This window comes from Deinococcus seoulensis, assembly GCF_014648115.1.
In the GTDB taxonomy this organism is placed as follows: Bacteria; Deinococcota; Deinococci; order Deinococcales; family Deinococcaceae; genus Deinococcus; species Deinococcus seoulensis.
Window position 1 is genome coordinate 72,891 of record NZ_BMQM01000014.1, and the last position, 19,113, is coordinate 92,003.

Genomic DNA, 19,113 nt, shown 5'->3' on the forward strand with positions numbered 1-19,113 from the left:
TGCCGCTTACTGCGGCTCCGTGCCGGACTCCTCGCCCGCGTCTGCACGGTCACCCGTATCTGCACCGTCACCCATATCTGCACCGTCACCCGTATCCGCGCGGTCATCCGTATCCGCGCGGTCATCCGTGCGGCCGCCCACGTCCGTACCGGGCGCCGCCCCGCCGCGCATGGCCGTGAAGACCTCCACCATGTGCGGGTCCAGCACCCGGCCCGCCATGCGCGCCAGTTCCGCCAGCGCGTCCTCTTCCGGCCACGCGCGCTTGTACGGCCGCGTGCTCGTCAGCGCGTCGAAGGTGTCCACCACCGCGAACACCCGCGCCAGCAGCGGAATGTCCGTGCCCGCCAGCCCGCGCGGGTACCCGCCGCCGTTCCAGTGCTCGTGGTGGTGCAGCACTACCTCCAGGCTGGCCGGACCGATGGCCGGCGTGTGCCGCAGCATCTCGTACCCCACCACCGGATGCTGCCGGATGATCTCCCACTCGGCCGCGTTCGGTTTGCCCGGCTTGAGCAGAATCTGATCCGGAATGGCGATCTTGCCCAGGTCGTGCAGGTACGCCCCGTGCCGCAACTCGTCCTTCTGCGTGGCTGACAGTCCCAGCCGGTCCGCCAGTTGCAGGCTCAGGGTCACGACCCGGTCCGTGTGGCCCTTGGTCTCGTAATCCCGGAATTCCAGCGCCACGCCCAGCGTCCGCAGCGTCTCCTCGCGGGTCGTGAGGATCGTCTGCAGGTACTGGTCCTGCTCGACCGCCACCATCATCAGCTGCGCCGAATGCTGGATCAGGTCGATCAGCCGCACCGACGGCTCGCCCGGCGCCGCGCGGTACAGGGCGATCAGGCCGATCACGTCACCCACCCGCGACATCACGGGCAGCAGCCACAGCGACCGCACGCCCAGCTGCACGGCCGCCAGCCGGAACGGCGTCCAGCTGCCGTCACCGCCCAGCCCGGACACCGTCAGGTCCCGCGTGTCCAGCGCCCGCACCCACGCCGGATGCAGTTCCTGCGGCGCGACCGGGCGGCTGAACACCGCCTCCAGCTCGGGCGGCAGCGCCTGCCCCGGCACGGCCCGCAGGTGCCCGTCACTGACGGTCAGCAGCTGCGCGGTCGTGCGGCTCGTCTGCTGCGTCAGCAGTTCGGCAATCAGGTTCAGCGTGGTGGGCAGCGGCTCCCCGATCGCAATGGAGCGCAGCACCCGCGCGCGGTAGCGTTCGCTGATCTGCTCGCGGTGCTGCTCGGTCACGTCGGTCGCCAGCGCCACCGTCCCGCTGACCGCGCCCACATCGTCATGCATGGGACTGACGTGAATCTCGAACACCTGCTCCTGGAACCGGTGCAGGTACCGGCCGCGCTGGCCCTCCAGCGCCGCCCGGTGCGCGTCCAGACTCTCACGCGCCTGCGGGGCGCCGTTCAGGACCTCCGGGATGCTGCGGCCCACCAGCGCCGCCGGGTCAAGGTTCAGCGCCGCCATCGCCCCGCCGCGCAGCATCGTCACCCGCAGGTCCCGGTCGGTCGTCCAGGACAGGGTCGGCATCTGGTCATGCACCAGCGACAGCTGCTCGGACTGCTCACGCAACTGCGACTGCGCCCGGCGGTGATCGGTCAGGTCATGAATGAACGCCGTGTAGTACAGCTGCTCCTCGATCCACACGGGCGACATGGTCATCTCGACCTCCACCAGACTGCCGTCCTTGCGCTGCGCGCCCAGCTCGATGCGCCGCCCCGCCACGCGCGTCTCACCCGTCTGCTGGTGGCGCGTCATGCCGCGCAGGTGCGCGGCCCGCGAGCCGGGCGGAACGATCAACTCCGAGAGCGGCCGCCCCACCGCCTCCTTGACGCTGTACCCGAAGATCGTCACGGCCGCGCGGTTCCACACGACCACCCGCCCGTGCCGGTCGATGGTGATGATCGCGTCGAACGCGATGTCCAGCAGCGCCTGCCGCCGCGCCTCCAGCGACCGCGCCTGCTGCTCGGCCGCCCGGCGCGGCGAGATGTCCTGAAGCAGCACCAGCGCCGCCGCCGCCGCGTCCCCCTGCACCGGCAGGACCGTGATCTCACACCACAGCGGCGCGCCGTGCCGGGCCATGCGCGCCTCCAGGCGCGTCGTGTGCCCCGCCTGCACCTGCTGCATGAAATCGTACGGCAGGCCCAGCCGGTCGTCCCCGTGCAGCAGCGATTCCAGCGTCCGCCCCTGCGCGCCGCCCGGTTGCAGGCCCAGCAGGCCCAGCCCGTTCCCGGACGCCCAGACCACGCGGCCCTCGCCGTCCAGGGTCAGCAGGCCGCTGCCCGGCTGCCGGTCGAAATGACCGAACAGGCTGTTCAGAAGCGCGGGTGAACCCCCGGATTGTGGATCAGCGCCACCAGTCATCAATGAGCCTCGCAGGAAACGTCACGCCGGAACGGGAAAGACGACAGGAAGAACAGTGCAGCTGCGGGAATCAATGCACTCCCGACCCCCAGCATACGATTCCTGACCGTCCGGTCTGTTGCATTCCCGTCACCCCCGACGTGGGTACCCGCCCCCCGCCGCTCAGGGCAGGCCCGCCGCCCCGGCGCGCGGCCCGCCGCTCTCCTGCACGGTGCGCTCCACCCGCCCGAAGCGTTCGTTCAGGTCTGCCAGATCCTGACTGTTGCTGGTCGCACCCTGCGCGTCCTCCAGCACCAGCCGCGCGTGCCGCAGCAACTCCTGACGGCGCAGCGGGTCGTCGATGCACTCCGCGACGATCTGAAACACCTCCAGCATCCGCAGCGTCACCGCCGGACTGCCCTTCCCGTACTGGCGCGGCATGGTGAACATGGCGTCCAGCAGCCCGCCGAAACTCGTGGCCGGCATCACCAGCCGCACCTGATGCCCGCGCAGGTACACCCCGTTCGGCCAGCGGCGGTCGTTCAGGCGGCACAGCGCGTCCCCGAACCGGTCGATCACGTCCATCGCCGTGACCGGGTCGTTCACGCCGGGACTCAGCGCGCGCGCCGCGACCTCCGACAGCTGCCGCACGCTGTACTCCAGATCCTGACCCGCCACGCGCCGCTTCCCGAGCGTCAGGGCGCCCATGATGTTCAGCCCGTCCGGCAGGTCCGGCACGCCCTGCGCGACCGGCGAGTGCGGAAACACGTAATCCCCGGCCCGCACGTGCAGCCGCACCGACACGCCATGCGCCTCGGCCCGCGCGACCAGCCCCTCGATGTCCACCAGTTGCAGGTACCCGCCGTCCGGCGCGCGGAACACCTCCGCCTGCGCCCAGTACTCCTCGGGCGGCGGACTCACGTCCCGCACGCTCCCGCCGGGACTGCGGTCGAGTTGCTCGGTCGCGCGGTCCAGCGCCCGGCGCAGGTCGTCCCGCAGCAGGTTCACCACCCGCGTCATGTTGATCGAGGACGTCACGTGCGCCAGGTAGTACACCAGCGCCGCCACGCACGCCAGCGCCAGCAGCATCGCCACGCTGACGTTGTAGTGCGGCACGAACGGCGTTTCCTCGCTGCCCGTCACGCTGCGCAGCGTGTAGATCGAGAACGTGAACGTCGCGATGAACACGCCCAGCACCACCTGATTCCCCCGGTCCCGCGTGAAGTTGTCCAGCAGGCGCGGCCCCATGTTCCCCGCCGCGTACGACAGCGCCGCGATCGTGATCGAGAAGACCGTGCCCGCCACGCCGATGGAACTGCTGCCCACCGCCGACAGCACGCTGCGCGCCCCGCTCTCACCGCCGCTGTACGCGAAACTCAGGGCCTTCGCCACGCCGTAGCGTTCCTCCAGGCTGATGCCGACCTCCGCCAGGATCAACGCCAGGGCCGTCATGACCGCCGGAATGAACCAGAACTGCCGCGTCCACTGCTCGGCCCGCAACAGCCAGCCCTTCAAGCGTCCCTCCGCTCCGGCGCCGACCCGTCCGCCGGGCCGCCCCGCCCCTCCTCCGGGGCCACCTGTTCCTTCAGCAGCCGCGCCGGGCGGGGTGACGCTCCCTTCCCGGCGGGCCAGCCTTCACGCTGACGGCGGCGGTCCCCGTCGGTCTCCTCGGTCTGGTCATGAAACAGCACCTGCTGCGTCGGCAGGGGCAGGTCCACGCCCGCCGCGACCAGCGTCTCCTTCAGCGCCTGAAGCACCCGGTCCTCACTTTCCACCGCCTCACGCCGGATCGGCGGATCGATCCAGAACCGCACCTCCAGATTCACGCTGAAATCCGCCAGGGACCGCACCAGCACCGTCGGCGCCGGATCGGCCAGGATCTCCGGATTGGCGTCCAGCGCCTCCAGGATCAGGGCGCGCGCCCCGTCGATATCATCCCCGTACCCAATGCCCACCTGCACCGCCAGCCGCCGCCGGTCGAACGCGGTATTCACGACCACCCGGTTGGTGTACAGTTCCCCGTTCGGAATGACCACCCGGCGGTTGTCGTACGTGCGCAGCAGCGTGGCCCGCACCTGAATGTCCTCCACGGTGCCCTCGTGCTCGCCACTGACAATCTGATCCCCAATCCGGAACGGCCGCGTGACCAGGATCAGCAGGCCCGCCAGCAGGTTCTGGAAGATGTCCTTGAACGCGAACCCGATCGCCACGCCACTGACCCCCAGCGCACTGAACAGCGACGCCGCCGTCAGGGTCGGGAAGATGATCGTCAGCGCGACCAGCACGCCCAGCGTCGTGATCAGCCACGACGCCAGCCGCCCGAACACCAGCGCCACGCCCGGCGTCTGCCCCGCCCGCTGCGCCACGGACCGCACGCCGTTCAGCGCCAGCCGCGAGAGCAGCATGAAGACCAGCAGCACCACCAGCGCGATCATCACGTTCGGCAGGGCAGCTACCAGCCCATCGAAGGTGGTCTGCAGGCGGGTCAGAAGCGGAACAGGACTGGCACTCATTTCCCCACGAGTGTAGGCAGCGCCCGCCCCACCCCGGCCAGAGCCGCGTGCCAGAAACCTTCATGTCCCCCCGTGAAAGACCCGCCCCCCATGAACAGGAGAGCGGGTGAAGGTGACGTACCTGCCGGGTCAGTTCAGGCTGGCCGGGTCCGGGTGCTGCTGCGCGGCCGCCGCCTGCCGGGCCAGCCCACCCACCGTCAGGCCCTGCACCACGATGCTGAACACCACGACCACATAGGTCATCACCAGGAACAGGTCACGCCACTCGCCCTCGGGGACCGTGAAGGCCAGGGCCACGCTGATCGCGCCGCGCAGGCCGCCCCAGATCATCAGGCGGCGCGTGAACGGCGGGAACTCGTACGCGCGGGCCAGCACCGTGGACGGCAGCAGCACACTGACCGCCCGCACGACCAGCACCAGCGCGATGGCCAGCACCCCCAGCAGCGCCGTCTGCGGCGTGAACCGCACCACCACGACCTCCAGCGCCAGCAGCGCGAACAGCGCGATGTTCAGCAGTTCGTCGGTCAGGTGCCAGAAACTGTCGAACTTCTCACGGGACGACAGGGCCGCCGGGCGCCGGTCGGTCAGCAGACCCACCAGCAGTCCCGCCGCGACCGCCGCCAGCGGCGCGGACACGTGCAGCGCCCCCGCCACGGCCGTGCAGATCAGCACCAGCGCCAGCGTGACCAGCACCTCGACCACGAAATCGTTCACGGCGCGCAGCATCAAGTACGCGCCCAGGCCCGCCACGCTGCCCAGCAGCAGGCCGCCCAGCGCCTCCTGCACGAAGAACAGCGACACGCCCAGCACACTCAGGTCCGGGCCGTGCCCGGCAGCGTGCTCCGCGCCATGCCCGGACGCGGTCGCCACGGCCGCCAGCACCGCGAACGCCACCACGCCCACCCCGTCGTTGAACAGACTCTCGCCCGCCACCAGCGTCTCGATGCGGCGCGGCACCTTCGCCTGCGACAGCATCCCCAGCACCGCCACCGGATCGGTCGGTGAGATCAGCGCCCCGAACAGCAGGCAGAACACCAGCGGCACATCCAGCCCGAACAGGTGCGTCAGGCCGTACGTCGCGCCGCCCATCAGCGCGATCGAGATGGCCGTGGACAGCAACGCGAACGTCAGCACCGGCGCCCGCAACGCCCACAGCGCGTGCGAGTTCACGCCCAGCGCCCCCGCGAACAGCAGGAACGACAGCACCCCCTCGAACACGAAATCACTGAACTTCACGCTGCGCGCCACCTCGACCACATCCACCGCGAACGGCACGCCCAGGCCCACCAGCAGCAGAATCAGCAGACTGAACAGCAGCCCCCCCACCGTCACCCCGATCGACGCGGGCAACCGCAGGTACCGGGCGTTCAGGAACGCCAGCAGCGCCGTGACGCCCACCAGCATCGCCGCCAGATTCAGCAGCGGCACGCGCCACCCCCTGGCGTCCCCGGACAGGCCGGACTGGGGCGGGCAGACGGAAGGGCCGACCGTGCGTTCTGTGTCTTCATATGCCCTCCACCGTAGCCGAAGGCCGCGTGACGTGCGGCGGCATGCCCCGGCCGCCCGCTCCGGCTCTCATACGGACTCCGATTGAATGGCTTATAAAGCCGTTCAATTCGAGCGAGGCGAGTAGGAGCAAAGCGGGCTGCCAGACGTGGCGTTGGCAACCCGGCGCCCTTCCGGGTTGTCAACGAAATAAACGGAATCCGCTTTGCTCGCTCTGCGGCGCAGCTCTACGAGTCCGTACAACCTGAAGGCGCGGGCCGGGAAGCTGTGTCTGCTTCCGCCCGCGCCGCCTGGGTGCCCGCCGACTGTCCAGGATGACCCCGGATGGCCGGGGCCGTCAGTTCATCAGGGTGTGGGTGATGTAGAACAGGCCCAGCGCGATGGTCGTGGTGATCAGCGAGACTGGCGTGCCGTACCGCATGAACCCGCCGAACGAGATCGGGTGGCCTTCCCGCGCGGCGATGTCGGACACGACGATGTTCGCGGACGCGCCGATCAGGGTGAGGTTCCCGCCCAGGCAGGCGCCCAGTGACAGCGCCCACCACAGCGGGTCCATGCTGGGGCCGAAGGTGGTCTGCAACTCGCGCAGCACGCTGGCCATGGAGATCGTGAACGGAATGTTGTCCACGAACCCGCTGATCAGGGCGCTGGCGAAGCCCACCAGCAGGATGCCGCTGCCGACGTTCCCGCCGATGATGTCGGTCAGGGAGGTGGCGACCATCGTGAACACGCCCACGTGCTCCAGGGCGCCCACCACCACGAACAGGCCCATGAAGAACAGCAGCGTGGTCCACTCGACCTGCTCGAACAGTTCGACCGGGGTCAGGTCCGCGATCAGCATCAGGAAGGTGCTGGTGGTCAGGGCGATCAGGCCTGCCTCCAGGCCCAGCGGGTGCCCGATCATGAACAGCAGGAGCGTCACGGCGAACACGCCCAGCGCCTGTTTCATCAGCAGCGGGTTGGTTTTCAGGGGCGTGTCGTCGGTCAGGGCCAGCCGCAGCCGCTCGGCGCTGATGTCGCTGTTCAGGTCGCCGCGCCGGCGCATCAGCAGGTGCATCAGGCCGATGCCTGCCACGGTCGCCACCAGCGCGTACGGCGCGACGTTCGTCAGGAACTCCCCGAAGCCCTTGCCGGCCACGGACCCGATGATGATGTTCGGCGGGTCGCCGACCAGCGTGGCCGTGCCGCCCGTGTTGCTCGACAGGATCACGGCGATCAGGTACGGCATGGGTTTCAGGCCCAGGCGCAGCACGACCGTCATGACCACCGGCGCCATGAACAGCACCGTCGTGACGTTGTCGAGGAAGGCGCTGAACAGCGCGGTCAGCAGACTGAAAATCCACAGCACGCGGGCCGGTTCGCCGCGCGTGAGGACCAGCGCCCGGCGGGCCACCAGGTCGAAGAACCCGCTGCGGCTCAGGACGTTCACGATGTTCATCATGCCGAACAGCAGGAAGATCGTGTTGAAATCGATGCTGGCCCACGCCATGTCCGGCGTGAGCAGGCCCGTGATCATGACCGCGCAGGCGCCCAGCAGCGCCGCCACGGTGCGGTGAACGTACTTCTCGAGCAGGATCATGGCGTACGTCGCCACGAACAGCGCGATCGCCAGCGTGGTCAGCTGACCGCTGCTGAGGTTGATGCCGAGGCTGCTCAGCAGGTTGATGGACTCAGTGGGTTCGTGCATGCGGCTCTCCGGGAATCAGGGCGGGACGGACGGTGGGGAAGGGGGGTGGACTCATGGACGCTCCTAGTGTGCGCGGCGCCCCGGAACCGGTGCGGACTGCGTGAAAGACGCATGAAGTGCGCCCCGCCCGGCCGCGACCGGCGGGTGAACGGCAATGGGAGAAGCTTGCTTGCAGGCTCCTCCCGTTCAGCGTGTGGTCGCCGCGACCGGCTCCTGGGAGCCTCGTTTCAGGGGCAGTGTAGCGCGGCCCTCCGGAAACCCGTCCGGGCGGATCATGCGCGCGGCCGTCCGTTTCGTCAGGGGAGCGGGTTGCCCACTCCACGTCCGGCCGCCCGTTGCTCTCCTTCTCGCTTCAGTCGTGCCCGCCGCCCGCGCCGGCGCCGGGCCTGTGGTAGGTGGCCAGCCGGTCGAGCAGGAACGCGGACGCCTCGTTCAGGCCCACCAGGCGCGGCTCGGTTCCCTGGCGGCGGAAGCGCAGCATGACCTTGTCCATGGCGGCCACGGCCGACCCGTCCCAGAAGTGCGCGCCGGACAGGTCGATCGTGACCCGCCGGTCCGGGTGGTGGTAATCGAACTGACCCAGGAAGTCGTGCGTGCTCACGAAGAACTGCTGCCCGGTCACGCGATACGTGCGGCCGTCCGGGGTGTCCTCGGCGGTCACGCTGGACAGTTTCGACACCTGCCGCGCGAAGAACACGGCGCTGAGCAGCACGCCCACCAGCACGCCGGCCGACAGGTTGTGCGTGAACACCGTGACGCCCACCGTGGCGAGCATCACGATCCCCTCGCCGCGCGGGTAGAGGGTCAGGGTGCGCAGGCTGCTCCAGTCGAAGGTGCTGACGCTGACCACGATCATCACGGCCACCAGCGCCGCCATGGGAATCTGCACCAGCAGCGGCTGAAGCAGCAGAATCAGGATCAGCAGGCCCAGGCCCGCCACGAACGTGGACAGGCGTCCGCGCCCGCCGTTCGTGACGTTGATCATGCTCTGCCCGATCATCGCGCAGCCTGCCATGCCGCCGAAGAACCCGGTGACGATGTTCGCCGCGCCCTGCGCGCGGGACTCGGTGTTCTTGTCGCTGGTGGTGTCGGTGCGCTCGTCGATCAGTTGCGCGGTCAGCAGGCTCTCGAGCAGGCCCACCATGCACAGCGTCAGCGAGACCGGCAGGATGATCTGCAGCGTCTCCAGCGTCAGTGGCACGTCCGGCAGGCCGAAGGGGGGCAGCGCGGTCGGCAGGGCGCCCATGTCACCCACGGTGCGCACGTCCGCGCCGGTCAGGACCGACACGACCGTCAGCAGCACGATGGCGACCAGCGCACTCGGAATAGCCCGGAACACGCGCGGCAGCAGGTAGATGATCGCCAGTCCGGCGGCCACCATGGCGTACATCTGCCAGTTCGCACCGGCAAACTGCGGCAGTTGCGCCGAGAAGATCAGGATCGCCAGGGCGTTCACGAAGCCCACCATCACGCTGCGCGGCACGAACTTCAGGTAGCGGGCCAGTCGCGCCCAGCCGAACAGCATCTGCAGCGCGCCGGTCAGGACGGTCGCGGCGAACAGGTACTCTAGGCCGTGATCGCGGACCAGGCCGACCATCAGCAGCGCCATGGCGCCCGTGGCCGCGCTGATCATGCCGGGGCGGCCTCCGATGAACGCCGTGACGAGCGCGATGATGAAACTGGCGTACAGGCCCACGCGCGGGTCCACGCCCGCAATGATGGAGAACGCGATCGCTTCCGGGATCAGGGCCAGGGCCACGACCAGCCCGGCCAGGATGTCCTGCCTGGGCTGCGCGAACCACTCTCTTGAATACTGGTGCAGGTCGAAACCTGCGCGGGACGTTCCGGTCATGGGCACCTCGTGCGGCGCGGTGACAACCGAATTCCGGCCCCCGGCGCCTGCCCGTGGGGGCGGCGCGTGGGGTGGTCATCTGGTTATCGTCGGGGGCGTCACTCGTAGGCGGGACGCCGCACCCGCGGCCCCCGCAGTATGCCGCGCGCGGCCGCCCGCAGCAACCCCGGCACGCGCCCGGCCGCTCAGGGGCGCCGGGGTGGGTGCAGGTCCAGCAGGACCAGTTCGGCCGGGCAGTCCCAGCGCAGCGGCACGCCGGTCACGCCCAGCCCGGTCGACACGAACCCCAGCGCGTGCCCGCTGGGCGTGACGCCCGGCGTGCCCTCGGCGGGCGACCCGATGATGCGGTCCCCGCTGACCCAGCCGCGCAGCACGTTCAGCAGGGTCGAGCGGGGCTTGAGCGGCCCGAACATCGGCACGCGCACCTGCCCGCCGTGCGTGTGCCCGCTGAGGGTCAGGCCGATCCAGGCGGGCACCTGCGTCAGGTAGTCCGGGTTGTGGGAGAGCAGCACGACCGCGCCGCCCGCGCGTCGGGCCAGCGCCGCCTCCAGGTCCTGATTCCCGAACCACCAGTCGTCCACGCCCGCCACGAACAGGTCGTCGCGGACCTGCCGTCCGGCGTTGTTGATCAGGTGCACGCCGCTGTCACGCAGGTTCCCGGCGAAGGTGGTGCGCGTGGCGTTGGTGTTCAGGCTGGTCCAGTCGTGGTTGCCCCACACGGCGTACACGCCCAGCGGGGCGTTCAGGCGTGAGAGTTCCGTCAGCAGCGCCTGGTGGCGGCGCCGGCCCACGCCGCTGTCCAGGAAGTCGCCCGTGATCACGATCAGGTCGGGCCGGGCGCGCAGGGCCGCGCTCACCCAGCGGCGCACGCTGCCGCGCCGGATGAATAGCCCGTAGTGCAGGTCGCTCAGGTGCGCGATCCGCACCGGGCGGGTCAGGCCGTCCAGCGGGGCGCGGTGCGTGATCACCCGGAAGCGGTAGGTGTTCGCCACGCCGGTCACGAGCAGGCTGGCCGCGCCCCATCCCAGGACGGAACCGAGGACGTTCAGCGCACGCTTGAAAGACATGCCGCGCAGCATAGCCCGCAGCGGCCATACCCCGCAGTGGCCGGGGGGGCGCTCATACGGATTGTCGGCTCCACGTCCGGCGGGGGGGGGTTCTCTCCTGCCTGCATCCGCCCGGACACAGCGGCTTTACAAGCCATTCAGGTCGGAGTCCGTATCAGCAATGGTGCGGACACTGTTCGGGCGCCAGAGGGGACAAGCATGGAACACGTCTTCTGTAACGCCATTCCTGCTCACCCCCTCCCAGCCTCCCCCCTCAAGGGGGAGGGGTAACCACTGCGTGTTCCTCGCTGGTCTGCCCTGAAGTTATGAACCTGTCCGCACCATTGATCAGTGGGTGCGTTCGCGTTTGTGGCGGTACAGGCGCGAGTCGGCCAGTTGCAGGCAGCTGCCCATGTCGGCGGCCTCCTCGGGCCAGCGGGCCACGCCGTGTGACGCCGAGGCGTTCCGGAACCCGCCGGCGCGCACCTGGGTCAGGGCCGCGCCGATCCAGTCCGCGAACACGTCGGGTGACTGGTCGGGCGGCAGCAGCAGCGCGAACTCGTCCCCGCCGATGCGGTATGCCTGCCCGCCCTGCGGGGCGGCCGTGAGTGCCTGCGCGAACAGGCGCAGCAGGTCGTCGCCCGAGGCGTGGCCGCCCTCGTCGTTCACGCGTTTCAGGTCGTCGAGGTCCACGGCGGCCAGCAGTCCGGCCGTCAGGGCGCCGCGTTCCATGAAGGCGCGGCGGTTGCCCAGGCCGGTCAGCGGGTCGGTCAGGGCGGCCAGTTCGGCGGTGCGGGTCAGTTCCCGCATGGACATGGCCTGCCGGATGGCGTTCGCGGACGCCCCGAACAGTTCGCGCTGCCGGGCGGTCCAGCTGGCCCCGGCGCGCAGCATGGCGTACGACACGACGTACGTCTGGTCGCCGTAGGTGCCCAGCGGCAGCCACGCGATGGCCTGCGCGCCCGCCTGCACCACGCCCGGCGCGGCGTTCGGGGTGTCGGCGTACTGGTTGACGTAGTGCGGCTGCCCGTTGCTGGCGACCGTCCACGCGACGCCCTCGCCGGGGCGCAGGCGTTCCGGCAGGTGCTGCGCGAAGCTCTGGCCGTTCTCGCTGTACGTCCAGCTGGCGACCGTGCGGCCGCCGCTGCTGTCCAGGGCGATCAGCGCGGCCCAGTCCACGCCCGCCACCTGCGCGATCAGTTCGGTGGCGAAGGCGGCGATGTCCTGCGGCGGCAGGTCCAGCTGCGCGAGGTTGTTCACGCCCAGCAGCGCCTCGTTCACGGCCTGTGATTCGCGCAGGAAACTCATCATCTGCGCGCGGGCCTGTCCCTCGGTCTCCAGTTGCCGTTTGGTGAACCGCAGTTCCAGTTCACTGACGACCACGCCCGCCAGGTCGGTCAGGGACGCGTGGTCCTCGGCGCTGAAGTCCGCGTGCGGGCGGGTGTCGATGATGCACAGGCTGCCCAGCTTGAACCCGTCGGGCGTGACCAGCGGCGCCCCGGCATAGAAGCGGATGTGCGGCGCGCCGGTCACCAGCCCGTTGTCCGCGAAGCGCGGGTCGCGCGTGGCGTCGGGCACGACCATCACGTCCTCGCCCATGATGGTGTGCGCGCAGAACGACAGTGAGCGGTCGGTCTGGCGGATGTCCAGGCCGATGCAGGCCTTGAACCACTGGCGGTCCTTGTCGACCAGCGAGATCAGCGCGATGGGCACGCCGAACAGCCGCGTGGCGATCTGCGTGATCCGGTCAAAGGTATGTTCCGGCAGGGTGTCGAGCACCGCGTAGCGTGCCAGGGTCGCCAGCCGCTGTTCATCTCCTGCCTGTCCTGCCGTCATGTCTCTCATCATGCCAGAAACTGGGGTCCGGCGGCCGGGACCGCCGCTCAGGGAAGCAGCGGCACGTCGTCCCAGTCGAGGCTGGTGTCGCGCAGCGGGATGAACACCAGCCGCGACAGGCCTTCTCGCAGTTCGGCGAGGCAGCGCTGCACCTCGGTCTCTGCCTGGATGGCTTCGGCGGGGTCCGGGCCGCGCTGACGCAGGAACGGGAAGCGGGGTTTCGCGGTGGGCTGCGCGGCGCGGGTCTGGGCGTCCAGCGCGCCTGCCAGCGCCAGGGTCAGGTCGCTGACGGCGGCGTCGGCGCCGTTGGGCAGCAGTTCGCGCACGTTGCCGCCCGCCACCAGGGCGTGCAGGGGGGTGGGGTCGGTGCCCAGCGGCGCGGCCCGGCGGCCCTGCACGTGCTGTACGTGCCCCAGCGCCGATCCGAAGCCGATGCTGGAGCCGGGGCGCTGCACCCGCTCGCCGAGCAGTGCCACGAGTTCCGGGGGGTCGCCGGGCAGCAGCAGCGCGCGCAGCCAGTGGCCGCCCTGCCGGTGGGCGTGCACGGTGCTGATGGCCTGCGCGGTGCGGTAGGTCAGTTCGTCGCTGGCCAGGATCTGTTGCAGCGCGGCGGGCAGTGGACGGCGGGTCGCGCCGGGCGGGTCGCTGCGCTGCGAGGGCTGGGTCCTGGGCTCCTGTGCCGTGATGGAAGAGGAGGTGGGGTGGGACGGCATGGGCGCATGGTAGTGCAGTCCGGGTGCGGTGGGGGCCGTCCGGATGTCCCGCCGGTTCATACTTGACTAAATAACTCGGAATAGTTCAGTATTCGACGCATGCGCCCCGCTGCCCCGGCCCCCACTGCCCCGCTCACCGCTGCCCCGGCCACGACTGCCCCGGCCGCTGCCGTCACCTCCCCCCGGCGCCGCCCGGCCCCCGGCGTCCTGCTGGGCCTCGCCCTGCTGACCACCACGGCCACCGCCCAGACCGCCGCCCAGTCCGCCGCGCGCCCTGCCGACCTGAGCGGCGTCAAGACCTACCTCACCACCCGCCTCGCCACGCAGGCCAGCGCCGCCGCCGCCCTCAGCCGCGCCGCCGACACCTACCACGCCCAGGCGCAGAAACGGAACTTCAACTACGCCGCGCTGACCCGCGACCCGCAGGTGCTCGCCACCCTCCGCGCTGCCCGCAGCGCCTGGCAGAAGGCCAGCCCCGCCTACGAGACCATCGAGGGCATCGTCGCCGGCGTGGACAGCCTCGCCCCCTTCGACGTGATCCTCGACGCCGGTACCAGCGGCGCGCAGGGCGGCCCGGACGTGGCGCCCATCGACCTGACCCTGCCCGGCGGGCGCGTCCTGAAACGCCCCGGCAACCTGTTCGGCGTGACCGAGGGCAGCCTGTGGGGCACCGTGCCCGCCTTCAGCAGCGGCGTGAAAGCCGACCTGAACGGCAACGGCCGCCTGGAGAGCGGCGAGGTCCTGCCCGACGCGCCCACCCTGAAAGCCGCCGCCGCCGCGCTGCACACCCAGACCCTGGCCCTCCAGAAGGCCGCCGCCCGCTGGACCCCCACCCGCGCGGACGTGTTCGGCGCGCTCGTCGGGAACGTCCCCACCGTCGGCCCCGTGTTCTTCGAGGACTGGAAGACCAGCCCCTTCGTGCTGGGCAGCGCCAGCACCCGCCGCGACTTCGTGGTCATCTCCCGCCTGAGCGACCTGGGCGGCAACGTCCGCTCCTGGCAGGCCATGTACGCCGGACTGAGCCCCGACGTGCGCGCCCGCAGCGCCGCGCTGGACACCCAGATCACGGCCGGACTGAACGAACTCGCGCAGTTCGTGAGCACCCTGACCGCCCGCGAACGCACCCGCCACTACACGCCGGAACAGGCCGAGGCCCTGCAACGCGAGGCGCAGAACCGCGCCACCGTCATCGCGGGCCGCGTGACCCAGGCCGCCGCGCTCCTGAACGTGAGCCTCCCGTGACCCGCCCCGCCCCACTGACCCTGGGCGCACTGACCCTGGCGGCGCTGCTTCCCGCCGCCCTGCTCCCCACGGCAACGGCCAGCGCGGTCCGGCCCGCCCAGCTCGCAGGGACCGCCCAGGCCGCCCAGTCCCTGCCGCCCACCGACCTGGCCGTCAGCGCCGAGGCCACCCGCGCGCACCTCGCGGACGCCGCGCTGGAACTGGACTTCGACCCGGCCGCCGCCACGCGCCTGACCCGGCAGGCCCGCCAGGACGCCGCGCCCCTGCTGAGCGCCCTGAACGCCGCCGACCCCGCCAGCGCCCGCGCGGTGAGCGCCGCCCTGACCCGCGCCGAGACGGCCGCCCGCCAGCAGGACCCGGCCGCCCTGGCCCGCGCCCGCGCGGACGCCTGGACGGCGCTGCTGCGAGGCTCGCTGCGCGCCCTGGAACGCGCCGTGTTGGCCGCCGACGCACCCGCCGCCCGGCAGTGGCTGGCCGTGCGGGAGTACCGCGTGGCGAGCAGCCTGACCCGCCTGAACGCCGACGCCACCGCCGCCGCCGAGGCCCTGGCCGCCGGGACGCTCGCCCCGCAGGCCGCGCTGAGCGCCATACGCTCGGACCTGCTCGACGCTTACCAGGCCCGCCTGAACGACGCGCTGCGCGACCTGCAACTCAGCCAGCAGCGCGGCTTCCGCACCCTGGCCGCCGAGCAGCAGGCACTGGCCGCCGGGTACTTCCGCATCCTGGCACCCGCCTACGCCGGGCAGCGCGGACAGGCCGCCACGCAGTCCCTCCAGGCCGACCTGAACGCCCTGCCCGGCAGTCTCGCGCGGGTCACGCAGCAACTCGGGGACTTCCGGGCCGCGCCCCTCTCGGCCCGTGACATCCGCGCGCGGGCCTCGCAGGTCACGCGGTTCCTGTCGCTGGTACCCGTCGAGTACGCCCGCGGCGTGAACGAGACCGGCCCCGCCCCCACCGTGCAGCGCGAGGTCGAGATCAACGAGGCCCGCACCTTCCTCAGCGGCGCGCAGAGCGCCCTGGCCGACCTGACCCCCCTGCTGCCCGCCACGCAGGCCCGCACCCTGACCGGCGACCTGAACACCCTGGCCGCCGACCTGAGCCAGACGGCACTGAACGCCCACGTGCCCGGCGCGGCCGACGTGCAGCGGCGCGTGGACACCCAGCTGACCGCCCTGCGCGCCGCGTTCCCCGCCGACTGGCAACGCGCCGAACCCGGCGCGGACCTCGACGTGATCCGCCGCCAGCTCGACGCGGTCGTCGCCGCCGCCGCCGCCCACGACTGGACGGCCGCCGAGACCGCCCGCCTGGACGCCTACGCCCTGCTCGAAAGCGGCACCGAGGCCCGCATCGCCGTGTTCAACCCGGACCTCAAGACCCGCCTCGAAGACCTGCTCTGGAACGGCCACGCGCCACGCGGACTGGCCGAACTGATCCGCGCCCGCGCCGACGACCGCGCCTTCCAGACCACCCGCGCCGCCCTGCAGACCACCCTGGCCGACGTGGCCCGCATCCTGGGCACCGAGGTCGCGCCCGCCGCCGTCGCCACCAACGCCGGCATCATCGTGTTCCGCGAGGGCCTGGAAGCCGTGCTGATCCTGGCCGCGCTGATGGGCAGCCTGCGCCGCCAGGACGTCCGGCACCTGCGCCGCCCCATGTGGCTGGGCGCCGCCGGAGCGTTCGCCGCGACCGCCGCCACCTGGTACGCGCTACAGGGCGCGCTGGGCCTGCTGGGCCGCTACGGCGAGAAACTCGAGGCGGTCGTGAGCCTGATCGCCATCGGCGTGCTGCTGCTGATCATGAACTGGTTCTTCCATCAGGTGTACTGGACCGACCGCATGGCCGCCTTCCAGAAACACAAGCACGAACTCACGCGCGGTCCCGGCAGCGCCGCCCTGCGCGTGCAGTGGTGGGGACTGGCCGTGCTGGGCTTCACCAGCGTGTACCGCGAGGGCTTCGAGACCGTGCTGTTCCTGCAGTCCCTGGCCCTCCAGGCGGGCGCCGCCACCGTCCTGAGCGGCACCGCCGTCGGCCTGGGCAGCGTGCTGGCCATCGGCGCGGCCGTGTTCAGACTCCAGGCGAAACTGCCCATGAAGAAACTGCTGGTCTGGACCGGCATGCTGATCTGCGCCGTGCTGGGCGTCATGGTCGGCAACACCGTCCACACCCTGCAACTGGTCGGCTGGCTGCCCGTGCACCCGCTGCCCGTCACGCTGCCCGCCAGCCTGGGCCTGTGGCTTGGCCTGCACGGCACCTGGGAAGGCGTCGCCCTTCAGGCCGCGTCGGTGACGGCCGTGATCGGGTCGTTCTTCGCCGCCGAGGCCATCAAGGAACGCGACCTCAACCGCCGCCGAGCCGGGCACGCCCCCGCGAACACCTGATACGGACTCCGATTGAATGGGCTACAAAGCCCGCCGGGTCCGAGCGGATGCGACTCGTAGAGCTGCCCCGCAGAGGAGGAGAAAAACGGGTTCCGGACGTGGAGTTGACAGATCGTTGGTGTTCCGATCTGTTAACGAAATAAACGGAGTCCGTATGATCTGGCCTCCGGATCAGGACTCGCAGCGTTCAGGCCGTGCAGTGGGCGGCGCGCCGTCCGGGTCGTGGCCTGACGGTTGCTGCGGCCGCGGCACCGGCAGGTGCGCCTCAGGTCGGTGCGTATCAGGCCTGGGTGCCTCGGCCCTGGGCGGCCGGTGCGGCGCGTGATGACTGCCCGGGGCCGCGTCCGGCAGGCTCGGGTCTCCGGTCGCCCGCACCACCCGGTCACGCCCGGCGGCCTTCGCGGCGTACATGGCGTCGTCGGCGCGCAGGAACGCGTGCTGCATCGCCTGGGCGGCGTCCCAGCCGCTCACGCCGATGCTGACCGTCACGCGCAGGTCGTTCCAGGGCGTCGCGGCCACCGCCGCGCGGACCGTCTCGGCCAGCCGCGCGGCGCCGTCCTCGTTGTCCGGCGTGAACACGATGAACTCCTCACCGCCCCAGCGGGCCGCCACGCCGCCCCCCGGCACGTGCTCCAGCAGCACCCGGCCGATCAGTTCCAGCACCTGATCCCCCACCGCGTGCCCGAAACGGTCGTTGATGGGTTTGAAGGCGTCCACGTCCAGCACCAGCAGCGACCCCCCGGCCCGCACGGCCCGCGCGGCCCGCACCTGCGCGTCGAAGCCCCGGCGGTTGAGCAGGCCCGTGAGCGGGTCACGCACCGACAGTTCCTGCGCGGCCTGCATGCGTCCCGCCAGTTCCGAGAGGGTCTGCCGCATGATCACGCCCACGATCAGCAGCGCGAACATCCCGGTGTTCACCCACTGCGGCACCAGCAGATCGGCGCTGCTCAGACCACTCAGCAGCCGGACTTCCGTGCGGTACGCCAGCAGCAGCAGCAACGCCACCGGCACGGACGCCTGCGGCGGCAGCACCAGCAGCAACCCCGCCACGATGAACAGCATCACGTTCCCCAGCAGGTCGTGCCCCAGCACCTGCTCGGGCCGCTGCGCGTACAGCACCAGGAACCCCACGCCACTGACGGTCAGCAGGCCCGCGAACACCCACTCGGCCACCGGCAGCCGCGCCGGACGCCGCACCACCAGCACGAACATCACCACCGCGCCCACCATCACCGACAGGTGCAGCGCCGCCGTCACCCACGCGCCCCGCTGCGCAAGCAGGTGCAGCAGCATCACCAGTCCCGGCGTGGCCGCCAGCACCGCGAACAGGTACCCGCGGACCTTCACCCGCGTGATTTCCGGCGCGTCCGGTATCCCGCCGGGCAGCGGCGCACCCAGCCACGCCGCCAGCCGCGCCCACCACGCCCGCACGCCGCCACGCCGCCAACTGCGGGTGGACCGGCCAGGGGGTGGGGCGCTTGGCGGCATGCCAGTTCTCCTCCGCCACCGGGAACGAGTGGCGTGCACCACATCCTGCCCAGGTCCATCTGACGAAACTCTTTCCCGGGCCCGTGTCCTGCGACTCCCTGCCCCGGAGTCAGTGCGGCCAGTCGCAGGGCACGGGCACGTTCCCCGGTACCGGACGACAGCGCGCTACGTCTCGGACACCGGGTCGGATACCGGGTCGGACACTGGATCAGCCACGGGGTCAGCGACCGGGTCGGAGACCGGATCTGTTGCCGGTCCGGTGTGCTGCGCCGCTGCCTCGTCGGCGGGGGCCACCTGCGCCCCGGGTGCCTGTGGTGCCTGCTGCCCGAGGTTTTCCAGCAGCAGTTGAATCTGTTGCAGGTTCGCTGTGGCGTGTCGGTCGGCTCCCATACCGGCAGGGTGACACACCCGGGCGCGGCGCGTTGCGGCACATGCACGCCTGCCAGGCACCGGGCGTGGGTTGCGGCGCGGGGTTAAGGTTCAATGCCCGTTCTCTTAAGCTGCGC

Annotated in this window: 13 protein-coding genes; 2 read left to right on the forward strand and 11 right to left on the reverse strand. The window is 71.0% G+C overall.

What is annotated here, in order from left to right; genetic code table 11:
• Positions 1-6: 6 nt before the first annotated feature.
• The 9 genes from IEY70_RS11330 to IEY70_RS11370 form a co-directional block, all read right to left on the reverse strand.
• Entirely contained in the window at positions 7-2,367 is a 2,361-nt protein-coding gene (locus IEY70_RS11330) for a PAS domain S-box protein (protein WP_189065125.1), read from the reverse strand.
• A 162-nt stretch (positions 2,368-2,529) separates the two neighbouring features.
• The gene (locus IEY70_RS11335; RefSeq protein WP_189065126.1) at positions 2,530-3,861 is read right to left on the reverse strand and encodes a DUF2254 domain-containing protein; all 1,332 of its coding nucleotides are present in this window, start codon (positions 3,859-3,861) and stop codon (positions 2,530-2,532) included.
• Complete coding sequence (locus IEY70_RS21300; RefSeq protein ID WP_189065127.1) at positions 3,858-4,859, reverse strand: mechanosensitive ion channel family protein; 1,002 nt, start codon at positions 4,857-4,859, stop codon at positions 3,858-3,860. Before IEY70_RS21300 ends, IEY70_RS11335 begins: the two co-directional genes overlap by 4 nt.
• A 129-nt stretch (positions 4,860-4,988) precedes the next feature.
• The gene (locus IEY70_RS11345; RefSeq protein ID WP_189065128.1) at positions 4,989-6,287 is read right to left on the reverse strand and encodes a cation:proton antiporter; all 1,299 of its coding nucleotides are present in this window, start codon (positions 6,285-6,287) and stop codon (positions 4,989-4,991) included.
• 415 nt (positions 6,288-6,702) lie between these two features.
• On the reverse strand, positions 6,703-8,052 hold the full coding sequence (locus IEY70_RS11350) for an ArsB/NhaD family transporter (protein WP_189065129.1): 1,350 nt from the start codon (positions 8,050-8,052) through the stop codon (positions 6,703-6,705).
• A 352-nt stretch (positions 8,053-8,404) separates the two neighbouring features.
• Complete coding sequence (locus IEY70_RS11355; protein WP_189065130.1) at positions 8,405-9,904, reverse strand: SulP family inorganic anion transporter; 1,500 nt, start codon at positions 9,902-9,904, stop codon at positions 8,405-8,407.
• A gap of 185 nt (positions 9,905-10,089) precedes the next feature.
• Positions 10,090-10,971, reverse strand: a complete 882-nt coding sequence (locus IEY70_RS11360) for a metallophosphoesterase (RefSeq protein WP_189065131.1) — start codon at positions 10,969-10,971, stop codon at positions 10,090-10,092.
• A gap of 327 nt (positions 10,972-11,298) precedes the next feature.
• Positions 11,299-12,786 (reverse strand): sensor domain-containing diguanylate cyclase, encoded by a 1,488-nt coding sequence (locus IEY70_RS11365; RefSeq protein ID WP_189065132.1) that lies wholly within the window; start codon positions 12,784-12,786, stop codon positions 11,299-11,301.
• A 47-nt stretch (positions 12,787-12,833) separates the two neighbouring features.
• The gene (locus tag IEY70_RS11370) at positions 12,834-13,499 is read right to left on the reverse strand and encodes a hypothetical protein (RefSeq protein WP_189065133.1); all 666 of its coding nucleotides are present in this window, start codon (positions 13,497-13,499) and stop codon (positions 12,834-12,836) included.
• Positions 13,500-13,598: 99 nt separating this feature from the next.
• On the opposite strand from IEY70_RS11370, the gene IEY70_RS11375 reads away from it, so the two are divergent.
• Together IEY70_RS11375 and IEY70_RS11380 are read left to right on the forward strand one after the other, a co-directional pair.
• On the forward strand, positions 13,599-14,741 hold the full coding sequence (locus IEY70_RS11375; RefSeq protein ID WP_189065134.1) for an imelysin family protein: 1,143 nt from the start codon (positions 13,599-13,601) through the stop codon (positions 14,739-14,741).
• Complete coding sequence (locus IEY70_RS11380; RefSeq protein ID WP_229777872.1) at positions 14,738-17,119, forward strand: FTR1 family iron permease; 2,382 nt, start codon at positions 14,738-14,740, stop codon at positions 17,117-17,119. The genes IEY70_RS11375 and IEY70_RS11380 overlap by 4 nt, the downstream gene beginning before the upstream one ends.
• A gap of 171 nt (positions 17,120-17,290) precedes the next feature.
• Here the strand turns inward: IEY70_RS11380 and IEY70_RS11385 are convergent, their stop codons facing one another.
• Both IEY70_RS11385 and IEY70_RS11390 read right to left on the reverse strand, forming a co-directional pair.
• Positions 17,291-18,607, reverse strand: coding sequence for a GGDEF domain-containing protein (locus IEY70_RS11385; protein ID WP_189065135.1), 1,317 nt, complete (start codon positions 18,605-18,607; stop codon positions 17,291-17,293).
• A gap of 165 nt (positions 18,608-18,772) precedes the next feature.
• Positions 18,773-18,997, reverse strand: a complete 225-nt coding sequence (locus IEY70_RS11390) for a hypothetical protein (RefSeq protein WP_189065136.1) — start codon at positions 18,995-18,997, stop codon at positions 18,773-18,775.
• Positions 18,998-19,113 lie beyond the last annotated feature (116 nt).

What these genes read in the sequence shown, in the direction of transcription:
- IEY70_RS11330 (WP_189065125.1), bottom strand. Translation starts at nt 2,367, where the DNA reads ATGACTGGTGGCGCTGATCCACAATCCGGGGGTTCACCCGCGCTTCTG.
- IEY70_RS21300 (WP_189065127.1), bottom strand. Translation starts at nt 4,859, where the DNA reads ATGAGTGCCAGTCCTGTTCCGCTTCTGACCCGCCTGCAGACCACCTTC.
- IEY70_RS11350 (WP_189065129.1), bottom strand. Translation starts at nt 8,052, where the DNA reads ATGCACGAACCCACTGAGTCCATCAACCTGCTGAGCAGCCTCGGCATC.
- IEY70_RS11355 (WP_189065130.1), bottom strand. Translation starts at nt 9,904, where the DNA reads ATGACCGGAACGTCCCGCGCAGGTTTCGACCTGCACCAGTATTCAAGA.
- IEY70_RS11360 (WP_189065131.1), bottom strand. Translation starts at nt 10,971, where the DNA reads ATGTCTTTCAAGCGTGCGCTGAACGTCCTCGGTTCCGTCCTGGGATGG.
- IEY70_RS11365 (WP_189065132.1), bottom strand. Translation starts at nt 12,786, where the DNA reads ATGACGGCAGGACAGGCAGGAGATGAACAGCGGCTGGCGACCCTGGCA.
- IEY70_RS11370 (WP_189065133.1), bottom strand. Translation starts at nt 13,499, where the DNA reads ATGCCGTCCCACCCCACCTCCTCTTCCATCACGGCACAGGAGCCCAGG.
- IEY70_RS11375 (WP_189065134.1), top strand. Translation starts at nt 13,599, where the DNA reads ATGCGCCCCGCTGCCCCGGCCCCCACTGCCCCGCTCACCGCTGCCCCG.
- IEY70_RS11385 (WP_189065135.1), bottom strand. Translation starts at nt 18,607, where the DNA reads ATGCCGCCAAGCGCCCCACCCCCTGGCCGGTCCACCCGCAGTTGGCGG.
- IEY70_RS11390 (WP_189065136.1), bottom strand. Translation starts at nt 18,997, where the DNA reads ATGGGAGCCGACCGACACGCCACAGCGAACCTGCAACAGATTCAACTG.